Here is a 17,066-nt window from a genome sequence, read left to right as displayed (position 1 = left end):
ACTGCAGATGAGCATGGATACCCCCGTCAGCGTCCTGCTGGTGGATGACGATGCGCTGATCCGCGCCGGGCTGCGCGCGATCCTGTCCAGCGACCCGGGCATCGTCATTGCCGGGGAAGCGGAGAACGGGGTGCGCGCCATCGAGCTGGCCGCGCGCCTGGACCCCTCGGTGATCCTGATGGATATCCGCATGCCGCAGCTCGACGGACTGGGAGCCATGGAAGCCATCCTGGGCCAGGTTCCGGAAACCAAGGTGCTGGTCCTGACCACCTTCGGCGAGGAGGAATACATCGACCGGGCCATGTCCGGCGGAGCCTGCGGATTCATGCTCAAGAGCTCGGGACCCGAGGAACTGCTTGGCGCCATCCATGCGGTGGCCGAAGGCGCCGCGGCGCTCTCCCCGCGCATTGCCCGGAGGGTGATCGACAAGGTGCGCGGGATCGACACCGCCGCGCAGGCCCGGGCCCGTGCCCTGGTCCATGGCTTGACCGTGCGAGAACGCGAGGTCTTGGCGCTGGTGGGCCAGAGCCTGTCCAATGCGGAGATTGCCGCCCGGCTGGTGCTCACCGAGGCGACAGTCAAGGGGCATATGACCGCGATCCTGCTCAAGCTCGGTGCGCGCAACCGCGTGGAGGCCGCGCTGATCGCCTATCAGGGCGGAATCGTCACTCCACGGCGCCGGTAACCCCGTGGCTGGAGTTCGCATCGAGTTTGCGGATCCAGCGAGAGCCTTCGCCTTCCGCGGCAGCCTCGTCTCCGGGGTTGACCAGCGAGCAATTCTTGATCGACAGGCATCCGCAGCCGATGCATCCATCCAGCGAATCCCGCAGCGATTCGAGCTGGAGCATGCGGCGATCGATGATCTGCTTCCAATGCGTGCTGAGCTGCTCCCATTCGCTCTGCCGCGGCGCCCGGTCTTCGGGCAGCTCGCCCAACGTGCCGGCGATTTCAGCCAGGGTCAGGCCCACGCGCTGGCCAGCAGCGATAATCGCCAGCCTGCGCAGCGTGTGCTTGGGGAACACGCGCATGTTCCCGTTGGTCCGCGTGGAGAAAATCAGGTTCCGCGACTCGTAGTACCTGATCGCGGCCACTGATACTCCCGCGCGCCGAGCGAGATCCCCGATGCCTAATTGGCTTTTCCTTGTTGGAACTGCGGAGTCGCTGGAGGATGTCATATGAGGAATTATTCAGGTCCGGCCGCTTGACCTCAAGTTAGCTGGAGCCTGTTGGCTGTCGTACGAACTTCTACGAAAGGCCAACTCATGAACGCAACCCAGATTCCGACATGCACCATCCTGTTCGCTCGCATCCAGGAGCAGCAGTCCGGTACGGATACCGGGTCCACGCTGACTGCGCGCCAGCTGCGACGGGCTTTGCGCCAGTTGCGCAAGCACAGACGCAACTGCCAGTGCGCGCCAGGGCAGCCCTCCTTGGAACCGGCCCACGAGCAAGGCAACTTGTTCTGGGGCGGCGGTTTCATCCCCACCCGCCGTTGACTCATTGCTCATTGGCTCATTGGCTCATTGGCGCGTTGCTCAGTGACTCATTGCACGTTGCCGGGAGCGCGGCGGGCACCAGGCAGCCGGTGCACCCCAGGAAGAAACATCTCCGAGGGGCCCGGGAATATTTGACGCATCAACTTGTTATTACATGCATACGCATATAAATTGGTGGCAGGACATAACGCTTGCACCAGGAAAACAGGAGTGGACATGCAATTCGGAGTATTCTCAGTCAGCGACATCACCCGCGACCCGACTACCGGCCGCATCCCTACCGAAAAAGAGCGCATCGACGCATCGGTGGCGATCGCCAAGAAGGTCGAAGAAATCGGCATGGACGTCTACGCCATCGGCGAGCACCACAACCGCCCGTTCTTCTCCTCCTCCCCTACCACCACACTGGCCTACATTGCCGCCCAGACCGAGCGCATCATCCTTTCCACCACGACCACGCTGATCACCACCAATGACCCGGTGAAGATCGCCGAGGACTTCGCCATGCTCCAGCACCTGGCAGATGGCCGAGTGGACCTGGCTCTGGGCCGCGGCAACACCGGGCCGGTCTACCCATGGTTCGGCAAGAACATGCAGGACTCGGTCAACCTGACCGTGGAGAACTACCACCTGCTGCGCCGCCTGTGGGATGAGGACGTGGTGAACTGGGAAGGCAAGTTCCGCACCCCGCTGCAGAACTTCACCTCCACCCCGCGCCCGCTCGATGACGTGGCACCATTCGTCTGGCACGGCTCGATCCGCACCCCGCAGGTAGCAGAAATCGCCGCCTACTACGGTGACGGCTTCTTCGCCAACAACATCTTCTGGCCAAAGGAGCACTACCAGCAGCTGATCAACCTGTACCGCGAGCGCTACGAGCACTATGGGCACGGACGCGCCGACCAGGCCGTGGTTGGCCTGGGCGGCCAGTTCTACATGGCCAAGGATTCCCAGCAGGCAGTCAAGGAATTCCGCCCGTACTTCGATAACGCCCCGGTCTACGGCCACGGCCCGTCGCTGGAAGACTTTACCTCCCAGACCCCGCTGACCGTTGGCTCCCCGCAGCAGGTGCTGGAGAAGACGCTGTCCTTCCAGGAGTACTTCGGCAGCTACCAGCGCCAGCTGTTCCTCATCGACCATGCCGGCCTGCCGCTGAAGACCGTGCTGAACCAGCTGGACCTGTTCGGCGAGTACGTGCTGCCTGAACTGCGCAAGGAAATGGATTCCCGGGCACCGAAGGACCTTACCCCGGCTCCTACCCATGCGGGATTGGTTGCTGCTCGCGACGCTAAACTGGAAGCTGAGCAAGCAAACACCAAGGAGCCTGTAGCAAGTGACCGGGACCAGTAATCCAGCAGCCTCATTGAAGGTCGCCACCGATGCCTGGGAAGCGCTTTTCCGGGCACAGGTGGCGGTCATGCGCCAGATCACCGCAATGCCGGAGTTCGGCAAGCTGTCCATGCGCGAGTACGACGTGCTGTTCAACTTGCGCACCTGCCCCGGCGGCAAAAGCCGGATGGTCGACCTGAACAAGCAGTTGCTGATTTCGCAGCCCAGCCTCAGCCGCATGGTCACCCGATTGGAAGACCAGGGGCTGGTAGTTCGCGAGGCCGACCCGGATGACCACCGTGCCATGCAGCTCTCGCTGACCGAAGCAGGCCGCAAGCTCCAGCAGGAAATCGGAAGGGAGCACGTCAAGCATCTGCACAATTTGCTGGGCACCGCACTGACCGAAGAAGAATTCCATGAGTTGGAACGCTTGAGCACCAAACTGCGTGAAGCGGTGCAGTAGCGTTTGCCCCCGCCCGGAAGGACATGCCATAGGCAGCTCCTTCAGGGCTCCCGGGCATTCCATGGGATTAAATTGATTCAGCATCAACTGTTCAATCACGGCGCACAGAAGGCAGAACACTCTTGAAGGACGAAAAGCTATTCAGCTTGGAAGAAGCTGCCAGCACCCTTGGCGTAGAAACCAAGGAGTTGCGCAGCTATCTGCGCCAGCATCGTCCCAAGGGAGCCATCCAGAAGCCGCCTCAGCCAGGTGGCAATTGGCATGTCTCCGCCGCTTTGCAGACCCAGCTTCAGTTCGCCGGCGCGCCGGGGCTGGAAATTTCCCTCACGCCCATTGACGACCAGGTCATTGAATCCCTGGACTGGTCGCCGTGGGATTCCTTTGAAGCCACCGCGGACTCGGCTCCAGTGGCCCCGGGCGTCTACATGTTCCGCCGCGCGGGCGCCTCGGACCATGAGCCAATCTACGTGGGCCAGGCTGGCGAACGCAGCGGAAAGGGACTTCGCGGAAGACTGAAGATCTATTCCAGCGGCAAGGGCGCGACCTCCGGCATGGGCAAATACGCTTTTGACGAAGGACTAGCGGATCCCCAGTGGCTGCGGGACTTGGCAATCGAGGCGGACCGCGGTGAATCCCGCTCAATCCAGCAAGTGGCACGCCTGGCCATCGACCGCTTGAATCTTGAAGGCCGATGGGTCACCTGCATCCACCGCAAGGCGGCCCTGCTCCTGGAAGCAGCGCTGATCCGGAAATACCACTTGTCGCTGTGGAATGTTGCCGGTGTGCCAAAAGACGTGGAGAGCTAGGCGTCCGGCTGCATTGTCTCGAGTCTGGGCTTGATTCTGCCTCCGGGCAGGTTCATTGTAGGAGTAGCCACTCTCCCTCCGGCATACAGGTTGAATCGAGGCATTTGCCATGGGCTCGGTAGTTTGCGATGTCACCGTCTCCCTGGACGGATTCTGCGCTGGACCCCATCAGAGCATGGATAATCCGCTGGGCGAGGGAGCCGAAGCCCTGCACCGCTGGCAGTTTGAGCGCCTCGAAGAGAACCAGGCGGAAATTTCCGCTATTACCCAGGCCTCGGCTTTCATCATGGGGAGCAAGATGTTCGGCCCTCCAGCCGGGGTGGAAGACGCCGACTGGATCGGGTGGTGGGGAGAGACCCCTCCGTACCATGCCCCGGTCTTCGTGCTCAGCCACCACCCCAAGCCGATGCTCTGCCTGGAGGGCGGGACCAGCTTCCAATTCGTCCCCGATGGGATTGAGGAAGCCCTCGCCGAAGCCCAGGAAGCGGCGGGAGAGAATCCAGTGGCCATCGCCGGTGGGGCAAACACCATTGTGCAGTTCTTGCGAGCCGGCCTCATCGACGAGCTGCGGCTGCATATCGCGCCCATCCGCCTTGGGCATGGCGAACCGATCAGCATTGAAGATATAGAAACGCATATGGACCGCGTGTCGCGTCGCGAGACGACGCTTGCCACGCACGTCTACTACCAGCGCCGCCGCTAGCTGCCGATCCCGGCTATTTGTAGAACCCCTCGCGGAGGTTGATCCCGTATTCCAGCCACGCCTTCATCGCGGCCAGCATCCCGGTCCAGCCCTCGCAATTCCCAAAGGCGGCCTTGGCTCCTTCGGAGGTCGCCACCCAGCTGGCCTCGCTGATGGTCACCTTGGTTCGGGTGCTGTCTTCCAGAGAAGCGAATTCGAACGTCACGGTATTCATGCCATCGGCAGCGGTGGATTGCTGGCCGCCCCATTGCAGGACAATGCGCTTTGGCTCTTCCACTTCCACGATCTTGACCGGGAACGGGCCGGGGAAATCATGGAAGTCCCAGGTTACGGTAGCACCGTTTTCCATGTGCCCGACTGCTCCGCCGGTAGTGAAGTAATGGGAAAGCTGTTCTGGATCAGCCACAGCTTCGTATACTTGCCTGATCGATTTGGAAATGATTCCCGACACGGTGAAGGACAGTTCGCGAAGCTCTTCATGTGGTTCCATAAGACAGGTTTACGCCCGAAGAGCACTAGTGACAATAGATATGGGAAAATTCCCAGCGAAAATTAGCGCTTAGACGCCAAACGGCTTGGCATAGCGGTAGTTGCCTCGCGGCAGGCGGTTATCGTCGAAGACCCGCACCATGAAGTGCTCGCCCCATGAGGTGCGCGTGGGCAGGATCCCGCGACCTTGCGCCGCTTCGTAGCCGAAGCGGCGGTAGTAGCCAGGGGCGCCCAGCAGAACGATACCGCTGATGCTTTCTTGCTCGGCCTTGTCGTGAATTTCTTGCATCAGGATCGACCCGACACCTCGGTGCTGGTATTCCGGGGCGACTGCTAGCGGGCCGAGTCCCAGCAAGGGTTCCCCGTCCACTTCTCCCCATGTAGCGATGACGTGCCCAATGACCGTTGTGTCATCCAGGGCAACGATTGAGAAACGGTTATCGTACTGGTCGCAGTCGAATAGACGCTGCAGCAGTCCGACTTCCTCAGGCTCAACCATCGGATCGATGCCGGAGAACGCAGCATGGGTTATTGCATACACCGCAGCTCGGTCATCGAAGACTTCTGGACGGATACGCATGCACGCAAACCTACCAAATCTCGCCGAGCTAGAAAAATTGGCCCTTCGTGTTCTTCCACCAACTTGACTCCATGAACGGGGCATTTTCCTGGCGGCTGGCGTGAGGATTGCGACTTCTTGCAAGCAATGTTCAGCGAGCATTTTCCCAGGCCGTGCTCCTTGCGGCGCGCCTGGCCGACTGGAAAACCCAGTTGCGAAGACCCTGCTGTCATGGCCCCGGAAAAACTTGCGGTGCCTCAAGTGGGAGGCCGTTTATCCATCTCCGCACCGCCAGCAGCCACTGGTTGCCGGCCTCTGGCGCCAAGGGCGGAACTGCCCCGCTAGTTGATTCAAAAGATGGGTCCAACGAGACTATTCCTTCTCTAACGTTTGCAGTAACGTCTTGAACGAGTCATGGATAGATGATGGAATGATGGTCGCATCGCTTGTCACCTCTATCGGAGAGTTCCATGAAACTGCCTCGGGCGTTCAAGACTTCAATGGCTGCCGTCCTGTCGGCCGCACTGCTGGCAACAGTGCTTCCGGCAACCCCGGCACTAGCCGCAGCCCCTGCTCCAGCAACTTCAGCGGTACAGGCTCAGGCACTGGCAGTTGATAGCGGACTGCAGATTGCCGCCAAGAAAATCCAGCGCAATCCGAGCAAGGATGACGTCTTCGTCAACAAGAAGTACCCGCTCAGTCCCGTTAAGTACGCACCGAAGACGGTAGCGGTCAAGGGCACCAATGTCCGGCTGAAGTCCTCGGCGGCCAAGGCCTACAGCAAGATGGCCAAGGCAGCTGCGAAGGACGGCGTCAAGATCCGGGCTGTCAGCGGTTATCGTTCATACAACCGCCAGGCTGAGCTGTTCAACTACTACACCCGCATCTATGGCAAGAGCTACGCATCACGCATCTCCGCTGTACCGGGCACCAGCGAGCACCAGACTGGCCTGGCCATTGACGTGGGAAATGCCAACGGCGCTTGCGGTTTGCAGGCCTGCTTCGCCAACACTCCCGTGGGCAAGTGGGTCGGCAAGAACGCACACAAGTACGGCTTCATCATGCGCTACCAGAAGGGCCAGGAATCCGTCACGGGCTACTCCTACGAGCCGTGGCACTTCCGCTACCTGGGTACCTCCTTGGCCAAGAGCGTGAAGAACTCTGGCGCCAAGAGCCTCGAATCCTACTATGGGGTTTCTGGCAAGAAAGCCAAGAGCACTCCCAAGCAGACCAAGGGCACGGCGCGGACCACCGCGAATCTGAATATGCGCACCGGGGCAGGCGCCGGGAACCGCCTGTTGCTGACCATCCCGAAAGGCAAGAGCGTCCAACTGACCGGATCCAAGAAGTCCGGTTGGTACCAGGTTCGCTACAGCTCGAAAACCGGTTGGGTATCGGGCAAGTACCTGAAGAACATCTCGATGCCGGCAGCACCGAAGAAGGATTCGAAGAAGAGCTCGCCTCAGAAGAGCACCAGCAATGCCAAGTCTGCCAAGACCACTGCGAACTTGAATATGCGTGCCGGGGCAGGCACCAGCCATCGCGTCGTGCTGACTATTCCGAATGGCAAGAAGCTCGCCATTCGCGGCGCAAAGAAGTCCGGCTGGTACCCGGTGAAGTACGCAGGGAAGAATGGCTGGGTCTCGGGCACCTACCTGAGCAATTTCTCCTCCTCCGGGACTGCACCGAAGGCCACCAAGCCCAAGAGCTCAAAGTCCTCGTCTAAGAAGACCATCGCGAACCTGAACATGCGCAGTGGTGCGGGAACAAGCAAGCGTGTCATCCTCACTATTCCCAAAGGAAAGACGGTGACCATCCGCGGCTCGAAGAAGTCCGGCTGGTACCCGGTGAAGTATGCCGGGAAGAACGGCTGGGTCTCCGGCACGTACTTGCGCTAGCTGGTTGGACCACACCAGCGCATCCGCAGATTGAGAGATAGACGATTCATTTTCGAATGAATCGTCTATCTCTCTTTTACCGTTTTCTTGGGCTGTGGTGCAGCAACACCACTCTTAAGTGCGGGCCTCCATCTGTTGTGTCGAACAACGACAGGTTCACTGATCACCAATTCGCAGGTGGTTTCGCCGCTTCATGGTTCCTCTAGGATCCTGCTTTCTGGCGCGTATTGGATAAGCTGTGAGCGACTCGCCTACACTTCGCACCGCTGGTTTCCAGCACATACATTTGGGGGAAATAGATTGCAGGAGAATACGAATGAGAAGCCGGATCTTGCCAGCCAGCAGGAGGCCGAGCTAGGCACTGCTGATCCAAGTGCTACGCAGTCTGGTCCAGATGCTGACGAGACCCTTGCCAGCATGCTCAAGGATCAAAATCTGGATGCCGAGCAATTCGCTACCGTTTTCCTCAAGAAAGTTATCCGGCTCAGGGGTGTGAAAATCGACCGCGAGCACTTTCTCACTGCAGAGCTCCACAAAAGGGGATTGAGCCGCGAGCAGATAGAACGCGCAGTCTCGACCAACCCAGCTGCAGCCGGGATCGGGCCAGAGATCCTTGACGATATTGCTTCCAATTCCATTGATTTCGAAACTCGCAAGTCCACTGCCTTGTCATTTGCCAGTGGATTGCCTGGTGGGCTTTTCATGTTCGGTACGATCCCGGCGGACATCACCCAGTTCTACATCCATGCATTCAGGGTCATGCAGAAGATCGCCTACACCTACGGCTGGCAATCCTTCCTGGACGACGTGGAACACATCGACGATGAAACGCTGGGAAAACTCGCCGGTTTCCTCGGCGTGATGATGGGAGTCAGCGGTGCGTCTACCACGGTCGGCCGGTTTGCTTTCCAGGTAGCTGGACCGGCTATCCAGAAGAATCTCGCGAAACAGGCTCTAACCAAAACAGCATGGTACGGCCCGATGAAACAAACGCTGAAGTTGATTGGCGTTAATGTCACCAAGCAAAGCTTCGCCAAGAGTGTCAGCAAGATTGTTCCCGTCGTTGGCGGAGTGGTCTCTGGTGGGCTGACTTTTGTCACGCTCAAGGTGCAGTCCAGTAGGCTCAAGCAGCATCTGCGCGAACTCCCGCCACCGCTGGTTGACGCGGCAGAGTACTTGGCTGCGCTGCATGATTTGGACGCGGCCGAGGCTGAACACGGCCTTTCCACGACACTGACCTCAGCAGGCGCGTCCGCCCTCGACAAGGCGCAAAAAGTGGCGGGCTCCGTGCGCGATAGCAACTTGGTGAAAGGCAGCCTGTCCGGGGCATCAGCTGGCGTATCCAAAGCGAAGAATCTCGGCTCTTCACTGGCCGGTGCCGCTAGCGGACGAATGGCAGGATTGAAGCGCGCCGAACGCCACCGGGCACTACCCGCAGCCACCACCGGCGATCAGCCGGAGACAGACGACTGCTAATCAGGCGAACTCGGATATTCCCCATTAGTTGGAACTTGCCTTCACAGTTTTTGGGGAATATTCCGTTCCCGAAGCACTAGTGCACGACCATATGCGAAGAGTACTCGCGGCATATTTGCTGCGGCTCGCAGAATTAATCGAGCCTGCAGAGATTATCGAATTGGCTACTTCAAGAGCCCGGAGACGCAGGAAACTACAGCCGAGGCCACCTGGCTGATCTCATTTTCTTTCGCGGTGCGCGTGAACGAAAGACGGACAGCTGTATGGGCCAGTTCTTCTTCATAGCCCATCGCAGTGAGTACCGCCGAAGGATCGGTCGAGCCTGCTGCGCAAGCAGAACCTGAAGAGCATAGGACTCCCCTGCGGGCCAATTCAATCAGCACAGTTTCGCCCGCGGTCTTCGGGAAAACGAAGGAGACTATGCCTCCAACACGATGTTCCGGATCCCCTGTCAGCTGGACGCTGCCCGGATGCTTGGCATTGAGCTCCTTGAGAATCCGTTCAACCAAGTACGGGCCAAAGCTCGCGCCCAGTCCTGCTTCGCGCTGTGCGCTCGCTGCCTGCAATGCCACAGCTATGCCCACGGCAGCGGCCGGGTTCTCGGTTCCCGAACGCATTCCGCCCTGCTGTCCGCCACCGTGCAGCAGCGGCACAAAGCGATGCTTGGCGGACAGGTACAGTGCTCCACTGCCCTTGAGGCTACCGACCTTGTGCCCGGAAATGCTCAATGCGTCCACAGCGGCGCACAACGGCTTGAGATCGATCCAGCCGGCAGCCTGCACGGCGTCCGTATGCATGATCGCCCCAGCGTTGCGGGCCAGCTGGGCAACCTGCACAACCGGTTGAATGGTGCCCACTTCATTGTTCACTGCCATCACCGAAACCACGGCAACAGCTGCATCGATCAGCGCGCCGGCCGCATCCAGATCGACCAGCCCCGTGGCCGATACCGGGATGATGCGGTGTTCGAATCCGTGGAATTCAACAAGGTACTTGCAGGCTTCCAGTACCGCTGGATGCTCAATGGAACTGGAGACCACCACGCGTCCGCGGGGGTTGGCCAAGGCCGCCCCGATCACGGCAGCATTGGCCCCCTCGGTGCCGCCGGAAGTGAAATAGACTTCCTCTGCTGCCACGCCCAGCTGGCTAGCCACCTGGGTTCTTGCCCAGTCGTTAGCCCGCTTGGCCTGCTGCCCTGCTTCATGCAAAGATGCCGGATTGCCGAAATCTTTGGTCAGCAACGGATTGAGCATGTCGAGAACGTCTTGGCGAGGCGGCGCAGTGGATGCGGCATCCATGTAGATCATGCAATAACCATATCCAGTCCAAGGTCAATCGCTTTCACCGAGTGCGTAATGGCCCCCGAGGAAATGACATCAACACCAGCTTCAGCGACAGCCACGACTGTTGCGGCGTTGATATTTCCGCTGGCTTCGACCACCGCTTGCCCGTTGATCAGTTCAATGGCTGCGGGAATGTCCGCCGGATCGAAGTTATCCAGCATGATGATATCCACGCCGGCGGAGAGCACTGCTGGAATCTGCGCAATTGAATCCACTTCAACTTCCATCGACGTGGTGTGCCCCAGCCGCGCACGTACCGACTTCAGGGCAGCGGTAAGCTGCTCTCCGTTATCCAGCAAAGCCAGGTGGTTGTCCTTGGCCATGAAAGCATCCGACAGGTTGTCCCGGTGGTTGACTCCTCCACCGCAGCGCACTGCGTAGCGTTCAAGGACGCGAAGGCCTGGCGTAGTTTTCCGGGTATCGACGATGCGGGCTTTGGTATGCGCAACCAGGCCGACGAGCTCAGCGGTCGCCGTGGCGACGGCACTCATGCGCTGCAGGAGATTGAGCCCCACGCGTTCAGCGGTCAGCAAGCTCGCCGCCGGCCCGGTGACCTTGAGCAGGCTGTCACCGGCGGCAAACGTGTTTCCGTCGGCAATCACCTGCTCTACCTCCAGCTGCAGATCCACTAGCTGCATTGTCCGGGTGAATACCGCACCTCCGGAGAGTACGCCTGGCTGGCGGGCCTGCACCACAGCAGTCGCTGTCGCACCTTCGGGAACGATGGTCAGCGCGGTGATGTCGCCGCGCGGATTGTCCTCGGCGAGCGCCAGCTCGATGATGCGGTCCATGGCGGCGTTCGGTACCGGATGGGTCGAAGTGTTCACGCGTTCAATTCCTTGCTCAAAAGGTTGTCATTGTCCAGCTCGCTTGGGTGCAGAGTCCAGCCATAGCGCACGCCCTCATCTGGCTGGCTGCTGGTGAATTCGGTTGAATCCAAGCGATGGTGCGCACCCAGGCTTTTGGTGCGTGCCATGGAACCTGCGGCGATGATCCGTGCGGTGATCCACAGGTTGCGCAGTTCCGATTGCTCGCGCGCAGTGGCAGCTACAGGCGCGCTCGTTGCTAGCAGCTGGACTATTTCTTCGAGCTGCACGCCGGTCCGGTAGACGCCAAGTTTGCTGCTGGCTGCCGTTTGCAACTGGTCAAGATCCAGGGGTGCTTGTGGAGTTGGCGCGCTGATCTCCTGGACCACCAGCCTGCTGATATCGCACCCGGTGTCGGGAGCTTCGCCGGCCATGGCGGCAATGGCGTTCCGCGCAAAAACCATGGCCTCCAGCAAGGAATTGCTGGCTAGGCGGTTGGCACCGTGAACTGTCGTGTTGGCGCATTCGCCGGCCGCATAAAGACAGGGGACAGAGGTTCGTCCTGACGTGTCGGTGTAGATCCCGCCCATGAAGTAGTGCTGGGCCGCTACCACCGGAATCAGGTCATGAGCCATGTCCAGGCCGGCGCCGCCCACGGTGCAATTCGCGAGCTTGGCGGTGATCGATGGGAAACGGCGAGCGAGGAATCCTGCGCCGCGCGTTTCTTCCACGGCCCGCGCATCAAGGTACACCTGGTGTCCGGCTTTGATCTGCTCATGGATGCCTCGGGCCACGACATCACGAGGTGCCAGCTCAGCATCCGGGTGAATTCCAGGCATGAACCGCTGCCCTGCGTCATTGACCAGGATGGCGCCCTCGCCACGGACGGCTTCCGAAACCATCCCGGCTTCGGGATATCGGGCCGGGTCAACCAGCGTTGGGTGGAACTGGACGAATTCGGCATCCGCGATGACAGCACCGGCCCGGGCGGCCAGTCCCAGGCCGTCGGCGGTTGCTCCTCGGGGATTGGTGGTCGCTGAGTACAACTGGCCCAGTCCGCCGGTAGCCAGCAGCACTGCGCTGGACGAGAGCAGCTGCTGTGCATCGTGGCGCAAGTAGTGCACCCCTGAGACTCTTCCGTCCTGCAGCTGCAGTTCGGTGGCAAGCGCGTCCTCGATAATACTGAGCTTCTTGGCAGTCTCCTGCTGGCGCACGGCACCAACCAGGGTTTGCACCAGTGAAGCGCCGGTGGCATCCCCGTTGATATGCAGAATCCGGTGCGCGCTGTGCGCGGCTTCAAGGCCAAGCTGGTAGGCACCGTCTGCATCGCGGTCAAAGGCCACTGCATAGGATTCCAAAGCCTGCACTAGCTCGTCGCCTGAGGTACACAGGTGTTCCACCGGTCCCACGCCGCAGTGGCCCGCGCCAGCTTTGAGCGTGTCGGCAACGTGTTTGGACACGGAGTCGCCTTGGGCCATGGATGCTCCGGTAACAGCTGATAGCCCGCCCTGCGCGAGCTCGGAGTTCGAGTCCCCTAGTTTGCCTTTGGTCAGCACTACCGGCTGGATACCCAGCTCTACAGCTTGCAAGGCAGCGCACAGGCCGGCCACACCGGAGCCGACGATCACCAGCTTCTTCGGTTCTTGTTGCCCCTGGCTCATGGCTTGGCAGCTAGCATGCGCTCCAGGGCGATCTTTGCATCCCCCTGCTGTTCCTTCGGCACGGAAATCTGGTTGACCACTCGTCCGGCAACCAGCTCTTCGAGCACCCAGGCAAGGTAGCCCGGGTGGATCCGGTACATCGTGGAGCACGGGCAGATCACCGGGTCCAGGCAGAAGATGTTGTGCTGCGGGTACTGGGCAGCCAAGCGGTTGACCATATTGATTTCGGTGCCGATGGCAAAAGCAGTTGGCTCGGTAGCAGCGGCAATAGCCTTTTGGATGTAGTCGGTAGAGCCTGCTTCATCTGCCGCGTCCACAACTTCCATGGGGCATTCAGGATGCACAATCACGCGCACGCCGGGGAAATCCTCACGCGCCTTGGCGATCTGCGCGGGGTTGAAGCGCTTGTGCACGGAGCAGAAGCCATGCCACAAAATAACCCTGGCATCGAGCAGGGTGGTGGCTTCGTTCCCGCCTAATTCCTTGCGCGGAGTCCACATCGGCATCTGCTCCAGGGAAATGCCCATCGCCTTAGCGGTGTTGCGTCCAAGGTGCTGGTCCGGGAAGAACAGGACACGGCGACCACGCTCGAAAGCCCAATGAAGAACAGTTGCAGCGTTGGAGGATGTGCAGACCAGTCCGCCGTTGCGACCGACAAAGGCCTTGAGCTCTGCAGAGCAGTTCATGTAGGTCACCGGAATGACCGGCATCCGCCCGTCATCGGCTTCATCCGCATACAGGGCGGTGAGCTCTTCCCAGCACTGTTGCACGCTCGGACCGTCTGCCATGTCCGCCATGGAGCAGCCTGCTGCAAGATTCGGAAGGATCACCGACTGGTCCTCACGGCTGAGAATATCTGCCGTTTCGGCCATGAAGTGCACCCCGCAGAACACGATGGCTTCGGCCTTGTCGCGGGTCAATGCGGCGTTGGCCAGCTGGAAGGAGTCACCCACGAAATCTGCGTACTTCACAACTTCATCGCGCTGGTAGAAGTGCCCGAGGATCACTGCCCTGTCCCCCAGGGTTTCCTTGGCTGCCCTGATGCGGGTATCAAGCTCTGCGTCGCTGGCCTCCAGGTATTCCTCCGGGATCGAACCCTGCACCGGGTAACCCGCTGGGACCGAATCCTCTTGGGAGGCACCTGGCCCGTAGCCTGCAGGGGTGTCCCACGGGTTGGAGGCCAGGTCGGTGGAACAGGTGGAAGCCGGAGCCAGCAGATTGAGCCGAGCGATGTTCTGGGCTACCGAGGCGTTGGCGTTGTCAGTGGTTTGGGTGCTCATGGGTTCGTCCGTTTCTTGCAGGATGACGGTGAAAAGTATGGATGGTGCTTGCTAGTCGTGCAGCGGGTCGACTTCCAACGGGTCCGGTCCGTGGCCTACGTAGCGGTATAGCCGTGGTGGCCGGTGCTGTCCGCCAGCTAGGTATTCGTCGGTCTCCTCAATAGATGCCGTGCTCTTGAGCGTTCGGCGGAAGTTCGCAGGGTCCAGACGGCGTCCGAGGATGGCTTCATAGACTCCGCGCAGGGCCGCCAGGGTGAAGCGTTCGCCGAGCAGCCGATGGGCTATCTGCCCGTATTCGGTTTTGTTGCGCAGCCTCCACATGGCGTAGTCCAAGATCTTCCGGTGGTCGAAAGCCATCTGGGCAATCTGCGGATCATCGATATCGAACCAGGCCACGTTGTCGTCTTGGACGGTGGCACCGACCTGGTCGGCGTTCAGCAGCGCAAAGTAGGCGATGGTGACGAGGCGGTGCGTTGGCGAGCGGTCGATATCGCCGAAGGTGTAGAGCTGTTCCAGATAGGTGGGGCGCAGGCCCGTGGTCTCGGCAAGGTTGCGCCCGGCCGCTTGGCCGAGGGATTCCCGCGGATCAACTGGTCCGCCTGGCAGCGCCCACATTCCGGTGTGGGGTTGGCGAATGCGGCGTACCACTGGCAAGCAGAGTTTGTCGGGTCCGCCATCCTTGCCTTCACGGATTCCCAGGATCACAGTGGAAACCGCAAGAGCGGGCGGGAGGTTGCGGCGTTCGTCGACGTTCGCCCAACCCGGTACGGATGACATTTCTTATTTGCCTCGTTTTCAGCACATTCGGATTCGTTAGAGTCATTCTGACATTAACGATCTTTAGGCGCTAGCCCAGATCACATTTCGAGGGTGAATGGCCTATGATCAATGGCATGACATTGGATCTGAATCTTCGAGTGGTTCGCGCAAACGCTGAGGTGAAAAGCCCATCCGTGCTTTTCATCCACGGCTTCGCCTCATCCGGCGAACTGAATTGGGACCGCTCGCGTTGGCTGAAATATTTCACTGATGCAGGACGAGATGTCCTTCTGGTTGATTTGCCCGGCCATGGAGAAGATCCTCGCCGCAATGACGGCAGCTGGGCGCCAAGCCAGATTCGCCAGGCCCTGGCTGCCATCGTGATGGATCTGGATGATGGTCCCGTAGACGTCATCGGCTACTCTTTGGGTTCCCGGCTGGCTTGGGAGTTCGCCGCTTTCAATCCGGATTTGGTGAATCATCTGGTCATCGGGGGTCCAGGAGCCGGTGATCCGCTGGCCGCCTTCGAATTGGGCCAGGCCCGTGCCTACGTCGAGACGGGCGAAAAGATCCATGACGACTACACCGCCGCCATCATGCGGATTGCCGAGGCTGAACCGTCCAATGATCTATCGGCGCTCTTTGAGCTGATTGAAGCAATCAAGTCCGAGCCGTATGACCCTGCCGCCAAGGTGCCGTCAGTCCCGACCTTGCTAGTGGCTGGAGACCAAGATGATCTCGCCACGACCATGCCGCACTTGCGTCGCCTCCTGAAGGACGCAGGAACACGCAATGAAGTGCTGTGGCTGTCAGGTCGCAATCACGCCAACGCCGTGACCAGTCGCGAGTTCAAAGAGAGAGCGCTTGAGTTCGTGAGCCTTTAGCTCCGGCCCCTCCTTTAATGCATGCCTCCGCTGCCTTGAGCCTATTCAACTATCCGGCCTAAGGCTCGTCCGGGTTTCCAGACGAGCCTTAGCCAGCTCAGCGCCGACTATTGCATTTCCGAACTGGAACCGAACATGGAAGTGCTCCTGTTCGCTGCACGTTGCGATCAGCGCTGTGGCCCTTAGCGGTTAATTGATTCGAAGCGTTCAAGCCTAGCGATCTCGAATCTCTTCCCATTCCCTGCCGCTACTTCGGCGATCGAACCTGTGCTAAAGCGGCGTGTACATCAACAGGGTCAAGTCCGTGGCTTCGGTAGGAGTCAGGTTGTGCTGCTCGTAGCGCGTCAGCCCCAATTTAGGATGCCGGAACACCCGTTCGCCGGTGCGGAAACCTGCAACGTCGCGTTCATTCCAGATTGCGGCAAATTCCGGGGAGGCCGCCGAGACCCGCGCAACGATGCCGCTCTCCCCCGACGGGCTGAGCCATCCACGCGTTTCGGCACGGAAGCTTCCCACGAAACCGCGGCTTTGCACTTCCCAATCCGGGAGCATCTCACGCAATTGCGCATCGGTGAAAACCAGCCACAACAGGTTCCGATCTTCGCTGTCCAATGAAGCCACCCGCGGATACAGCTGTTCATAGGCTTCATTCCAGCCCAGGATGGTCCAGTCGGCGGAGAGCAGGAAGGCCGGGAACTGCAAAGCATCGAGTAAACGCTGCAGGGCTGGAGTCATGCCGCCGGTGCCAATCGGGTCAAGCTCACCGTGCCCTGCCAGAGAAAACAGGTACGAGGATTCCACCGGGGTGAGCCGGAACAGCCGTGCCAAGGACTGCAGAACCTGGCGCGAGGGATTGATGTCGCGGGCCTGCTCAAGCCAGGTGTACCAGGTAACAGAAACGCCGGCCAAGGTGGCGACTTCTTCGCGGCGCAGGCCGCGCACCCGGCTGCGCCCGATCTCCGGCAGTCCATGGGAAGCCCTGTCAGCCCGGGCCCGGCGGTCCTTGAGGAACGCGGCGAGTTCTTCGCGACGTCTTTGACTTGGAGTCACGGGGTAAACCTCATTGCATGGTAGTAGTACTACTAGTATCGTCACCGTCTGGGTTTGAGGGCAA

At 60.1% G+C, this 17,066-nt stretch carries 18 protein-coding genes; 9 read left to right on the top strand and 9 right to left on the bottom strand.

Going from position 1 to position 17,066, the window contains the following annotated elements; all coding sequences use genetic code 11:
• Positions 1-7: 7 nt before the first annotated feature.
• On the top strand, positions 8-685 hold the full coding sequence (locus tag AAZQ98_RS15415; RefSeq protein ID WP_434693504.1) for a response regulator: 678 nt from the start codon (positions 8-10) through the stop codon (positions 683-685).
• Here AAZQ98_RS15415 and soxR read toward each other — a convergent pair.
• Positions 666-1,175, bottom strand: coding sequence for a redox-sensitive transcriptional activator SoxR (gene soxR, locus AAZQ98_RS15410; protein ID WP_434693502.1), 510 nt, complete (start codon positions 1,173-1,175; stop codon positions 666-668). The two genes, AAZQ98_RS15415 and soxR, sit on opposite strands and share 20 nt — an antisense overlap.
• Positions 1,176-1,262: 87 nt before the next feature.
• On the opposite strand from soxR, the gene AAZQ98_RS15405 reads away from it, so the two are divergent.
• The 5 genes from AAZQ98_RS15405 (at position 1,263) to AAZQ98_RS15385 (ending at position 4,797) form a co-directional block, all read left to right on the top strand.
• Positions 1,263-1,496 (top strand): hypothetical protein, encoded by a 234-nt coding sequence (locus AAZQ98_RS15405; RefSeq protein ID WP_434693500.1) that lies wholly within the window; start codon positions 1,263-1,265, stop codon positions 1,494-1,496.
• Positions 1,497-1,712: 216 nt separating this feature from the next.
• Positions 1,713-2,846, top strand: coding sequence for an LLM class flavin-dependent oxidoreductase (locus AAZQ98_RS15400; RefSeq protein ID WP_434693498.1), 1,134 nt, complete (start codon positions 1,713-1,715; stop codon positions 2,844-2,846).
• Positions 2,830-3,288: a MarR family winged helix-turn-helix transcriptional regulator gene (locus AAZQ98_RS15395; protein ID WP_105658053.1), complete on the top strand. Its 459-nt coding sequence runs from the start codon at positions 2,830-2,832 to the stop codon at positions 3,286-3,288. The genes AAZQ98_RS15400 and AAZQ98_RS15395 overlap by 17 nt, the downstream gene beginning before the upstream one ends.
• 122 nt (positions 3,289-3,410) lie before the next feature.
• Positions 3,411-4,094 carry a hypothetical protein gene (locus AAZQ98_RS15390; protein ID WP_434693497.1) on the top strand — a complete coding sequence of 228 codons (684 nt, stop codon included), beginning with the start codon at positions 3,411-3,413 and terminating at the stop codon, positions 4,092-4,094.
• 109 nt (positions 4,095-4,203) lie between these two features.
• Positions 4,204-4,797 carry a dihydrofolate reductase family protein gene (locus tag AAZQ98_RS15385; protein ID WP_434693495.1) on the top strand — a complete coding sequence of 198 codons (594 nt, stop codon included), beginning with the start codon at positions 4,204-4,206 and terminating at the stop codon, positions 4,795-4,797.
• A gap of 13 nt (positions 4,798-4,810) precedes the next feature.
• On the opposite strand, the gene AAZQ98_RS15380 is transcribed toward AAZQ98_RS15385, so the two are convergent.
• Positions 4,811-5,287 (bottom strand): SRPBCC domain-containing protein, encoded by a 477-nt coding sequence (locus tag AAZQ98_RS15380; RefSeq protein WP_434693492.1) that lies wholly within the window; start codon positions 5,285-5,287, stop codon positions 4,811-4,813.
• 69 nt (positions 5,288-5,356) lie between these two features.
• Positions 5,357-5,866 (bottom strand): GNAT family N-acetyltransferase, encoded by a 510-nt coding sequence (locus AAZQ98_RS15375; protein WP_400290887.1) that lies wholly within the window; start codon positions 5,864-5,866, stop codon positions 5,357-5,359.
• Positions 5,867-6,315: 449 nt separating this feature from the next.
• Here AAZQ98_RS15375 and AAZQ98_RS15370 point away from each other — a divergent pair, with 449 nt between their 5' ends.
• Together AAZQ98_RS15370 and AAZQ98_RS15365 are read left to right on the top strand one after the other, a co-directional pair.
• Complete coding sequence (locus AAZQ98_RS15370; protein WP_434693489.1) at positions 6,316-7,743, top strand: D-alanyl-D-alanine carboxypeptidase family protein; 1,428 nt, start codon at positions 6,316-6,318, stop codon at positions 7,741-7,743.
• A gap of 300 nt (positions 7,744-8,043) precedes the next feature.
• Positions 8,044-9,219, top strand: coding sequence for a hypothetical protein (locus tag AAZQ98_RS15365; RefSeq protein WP_434693487.1), 1,176 nt, complete (start codon positions 8,044-8,046; stop codon positions 9,217-9,219).
• A 164-nt stretch (positions 9,220-9,383) separates the two neighbouring features.
• On the opposite strand, the gene AAZQ98_RS15360 is transcribed toward AAZQ98_RS15365, so the two are convergent.
• The 5 genes from AAZQ98_RS15360 to AAZQ98_RS15340 are packed head-to-tail and all read right to left on the bottom strand — an operon-like array spanning position 9,384 to position 15,086.
• Positions 9,384-10,526 (bottom strand): cysteine desulfurase family protein, encoded by a 1,143-nt coding sequence (locus AAZQ98_RS15360; protein ID WP_434693484.1) that lies wholly within the window; start codon positions 10,524-10,526, stop codon positions 9,384-9,386.
• Positions 10,523-11,389, bottom strand: a complete 867-nt coding sequence (nadC, locus tag AAZQ98_RS15355) for a carboxylating nicotinate-nucleotide diphosphorylase (RefSeq protein ID WP_434693481.1) — start codon at positions 11,387-11,389, stop codon at positions 10,523-10,525. Before nadC ends, AAZQ98_RS15360 begins: the two co-directional genes overlap by 4 nt.
• On the bottom strand, positions 11,386-13,029 hold the full coding sequence (locus AAZQ98_RS15350; RefSeq protein WP_434693479.1) for an L-aspartate oxidase: 1,644 nt from the start codon (positions 13,027-13,029) through the stop codon (positions 11,386-11,388). Before AAZQ98_RS15350 ends, nadC begins: the two co-directional genes overlap by 4 nt.
• Positions 13,026-14,309 (bottom strand): quinolinate synthase NadA, encoded by a 1,284-nt coding sequence (gene nadA, locus AAZQ98_RS15345; protein ID WP_434693477.1) that lies wholly within the window; start codon positions 14,307-14,309, stop codon positions 13,026-13,028. Before nadA ends, AAZQ98_RS15350 begins: the two co-directional genes overlap by 4 nt.
• 51 nt (positions 14,310-14,360) lie before the next feature.
• Entirely contained in the window at positions 14,361-15,086 is a 726-nt protein-coding gene (locus AAZQ98_RS15340) for an NUDIX hydrolase (protein ID WP_400290873.1), read from the bottom strand.
• A gap of 116 nt (positions 15,087-15,202) precedes the next feature.
• Between AAZQ98_RS15340 and AAZQ98_RS15335 the strand changes: the two genes are divergently transcribed.
• A complete protein-coding gene (locus AAZQ98_RS15335; RefSeq protein WP_434693475.1) occupies positions 15,203-15,952 on the top strand; it encodes an alpha/beta fold hydrolase in 750 nt (249 codons plus the stop codon).
• A gap of 270 nt (positions 15,953-16,222) precedes the next feature.
• Here the strand turns inward: AAZQ98_RS15335 and AAZQ98_RS15330 are convergent, their stop codons facing one another.
• Positions 16,223-17,002 (bottom strand): helix-turn-helix transcriptional regulator, encoded by a 780-nt coding sequence (locus AAZQ98_RS15330; protein ID WP_426734791.1) that lies wholly within the window; start codon positions 17,000-17,002, stop codon positions 16,223-16,225.
• Positions 17,003-17,066 lie beyond the last annotated feature (64 nt).

This window comes from Glutamicibacter sp. Je.9.36, assembly GCF_051129975.1.
In the GTDB taxonomy this organism is placed as follows: Bacteria; Actinomycetota; Actinomycetes; order Actinomycetales; family Micrococcaceae; genus Glutamicibacter.
This window is presented reverse-complemented; position numbering and strand designations above follow the sequence as displayed.

What these genes read in the sequence shown, in the direction of transcription:
- AAZQ98_RS15415 (WP_434693504.1), top strand. Translation starts at nt 8, where the DNA reads ATGAGCATGGATACCCCCGTCAGCGTCCTGCTGGTGGATGACGATGCG.
- soxR (WP_434693502.1), bottom strand. Translation starts at nt 1,175, where the DNA reads ATGACATCCTCCAGCGACTCCGCAGTTCCAACAAGGAAAAGCCAATTA.
- AAZQ98_RS15405 (WP_434693500.1), top strand. Translation starts at nt 1,263, where the DNA reads ATGAACGCAACCCAGATTCCGACATGCACCATCCTGTTCGCTCGCATC.
- AAZQ98_RS15400 (WP_434693498.1), top strand. Translation starts at nt 1,713, where the DNA reads ATGCAATTCGGAGTATTCTCAGTCAGCGACATCACCCGCGACCCGACT.
- AAZQ98_RS15385 (WP_434693495.1), top strand. Translation starts at nt 4,204, where the DNA reads ATGGGCTCGGTAGTTTGCGATGTCACCGTCTCCCTGGACGGATTCTGC.
- AAZQ98_RS15380 (WP_434693492.1), bottom strand. Translation starts at nt 5,287, where the DNA reads ATGGAACCACATGAAGAGCTTCGCGAACTGTCCTTCACCGTGTCGGGA.
- AAZQ98_RS15375 (WP_400290887.1), bottom strand. Translation starts at nt 5,866, where the DNA reads ATGCGTATCCGTCCAGAAGTCTTCGATGACCGAGCTGCGGTGTATGCA.
- AAZQ98_RS15370 (WP_434693489.1), top strand. Translation starts at nt 6,316, where the DNA reads ATGAAACTGCCTCGGGCGTTCAAGACTTCAATGGCTGCCGTCCTGTCG.
- AAZQ98_RS15360 (WP_434693484.1), bottom strand. Translation starts at nt 10,526, where the DNA reads ATGATCTACATGGATGCCGCATCCACTGCGCCGCCTCGCCAAGACGTT.
- AAZQ98_RS15350 (WP_434693479.1), bottom strand. Translation starts at nt 13,029, where the DNA reads ATGAGCCAGGGGCAACAAGAACCGAAGAAGCTGGTGATCGTCGGCTCC.
- nadA (WP_434693477.1), bottom strand. Translation starts at nt 14,309, where the DNA reads ATGAGCACCCAAACCACTGACAACGCCAACGCCTCGGTAGCCCAGAAC.
- AAZQ98_RS15340 (WP_400290873.1), bottom strand. Translation starts at nt 15,086, where the DNA reads ATGTCATCCGTACCGGGTTGGGCGAACGTCGACGAACGCCGCAACCTC.
- AAZQ98_RS15335 (WP_434693475.1), top strand. Translation starts at nt 15,203, where the DNA reads ATGACATTGGATCTGAATCTTCGAGTGGTTCGCGCAAACGCTGAGGTG.